Raw genomic sequence first — 1,650 nt, 5'->3', positions numbered from 1 at the left:
TCTCCCGGTAATGGCAAGAAACCTTGGGCAACCGTTCCCATGTACGCTGCATGTTGAGGTTGCAGGCTGTCAAGAAATACGAAACTGCGTAATTCTATTCCCAAGGTGTTGCTCTCCGGTCATGAAGAAAAAAATTATCCTTTACAATATTTAACCATTCTTTGGCCTTAAAAAATCTATATAAAGAAATGTAAATCAAGTGTTGGACGCGTGATAAAAAGCCGTAACGCACCTTGAATGTAACTCAGTATCACAAATCACAAGCAAATCCATTGCGATCGCCATCTTTTTTCCTCGCTAGATCACCATATAGAGCAACTGGTATGCTGCTGATACCATATACCCAGTTGATTTGCTTACAAGTTTCAGTTGAAAGCAGCTGCTGAACATAGACATCTCTCTTTTCAAAAGCTTGAGTGCAAAGCGTTGTTACCAAATCTTTGTCTATTGCGGTTTTTTCAACTTTGCTTTGTAATGCCAATTGGTGATAGTAGGAATTTTGGTTATTGCCACACTGTACCGTCAACTCAAATTCTGTCCCCGTTGAATCTTGTACAGGAACCGACAAAATAAGAAATTCAGGGTTAAATCTAATATCCGACATTTTTATATTCTCTGTGTCCCACTTCCATTGCTGGGAGTTGCTGGGATAGGCAAAAGTGGGCAGAGAGCTAGTTAATAAAAATATTGTTGCTAAAATACATGAAGCTTTCATCTACAATATGGGGTGAGTACTTTCTGTTAGTATTCCCATCTCTAGATGCAGAAAAAACTTAAGCTGTCACTTTTTGAAACATTGCGCGATAAACAGGTTCACCTTTATTAAGAGTGAAGATTTCCCGCTCCGTAGAAACCGGTAGCGGGTTTTGAGCTAGCCATTTTTCTGTACTGACATTATGAAAAGCAGGGTGTGCAGCAAAGCGATCGCACATCTCCTTTGCGACAAACTCAATATCCGACTGCAAAAACACCACACCCCCAGACACTAAATAATCTGCGAGTTCTTCCACTAATTGTGGTTGTACCACTCGCCGCTTAGCATGGCGGGTTTTGAACCACGGATCAGGAAACTGAATGGTAACACGTTCTAAACTTTTGTTGGGAAGGGAAGATAAAAGTGGACGCAATGAATTATTCACATTGCAAAATAAATAGTGGAGGTTTGTCAATCCCAACTCATCACGCCACTTATTAGCGTCATGTACTAATGGTTCACGAATTTCCAAACCAAGAAAATTCCAGTTGGGTTCTATCTGCGCCATATCTAATAAAAACCGTCCCCTAGCACAGCCTATATCTATATGTAGCGGCTGGTTTGGCTGAGTATAAATTTTTTCCCACTCCAGTGCATTGAGGGGTGTTCGATACTTTTGTGCTAATGGATTAACGTGTTGACGAACTCTAACAGGCACCAAATAACCTCATACTGGTAAGCATATAAAGCTTTTATTTACTTGGCTATTATAACCAAATCAAATCGACTTAAAAGGTTTTACCCAGCCAAATTGGATACAGGTATCAAGAACAAGTAAGCTTCAATCTTTACAAAGATTATCTTGGTCAAATTTGCCTGCTCTTAAGGTCGTTTTTTAACAAAAACTAAAACCGAATATAGCACGGTATCGAACTTTGTACTGGCAACAAATATTT

Annotated in this window: 2 protein-coding genes; both read right to left on the bottom strand. The window is 39.6% G+C overall.

Annotation, left to right across the window (positions count from 1 at the left end):
- Positions 1–250: 250 nt before the first annotated feature.
- On the bottom strand, positions 251–604 hold the full coding sequence (locus G4P69_RS38005) for a hypothetical protein (protein ID WP_208344901.1): 354 nt from the start codon (positions 602–604) through the stop codon (positions 251–253).
- A 169-nt stretch (positions 605–773) separates the two neighbouring features.
- Positions 774–1,415, bottom strand: a complete 642-nt coding sequence (trmB, locus tag G4P69_RS38000; RefSeq protein WP_208344902.1) for a tRNA (guanosine(46)-N7)-methyltransferase TrmB — start codon at positions 1,413–1,415, stop codon at positions 774–776.
- Between the last annotated feature and the right edge of the window lie 235 nt (positions 1,416–1,650).

It is taken from the genome of Aetokthonos hydrillicola CCALA 1050 (genome assembly GCF_017591665.1).
Lineage (GTDB): Bacteria > Cyanobacteriota > Cyanobacteriia > Cyanobacteriales > Nostocaceae > Aetokthonos > Aetokthonos hydrillicola.
This window is presented reverse-complemented; position numbering and strand designations above follow the sequence as displayed.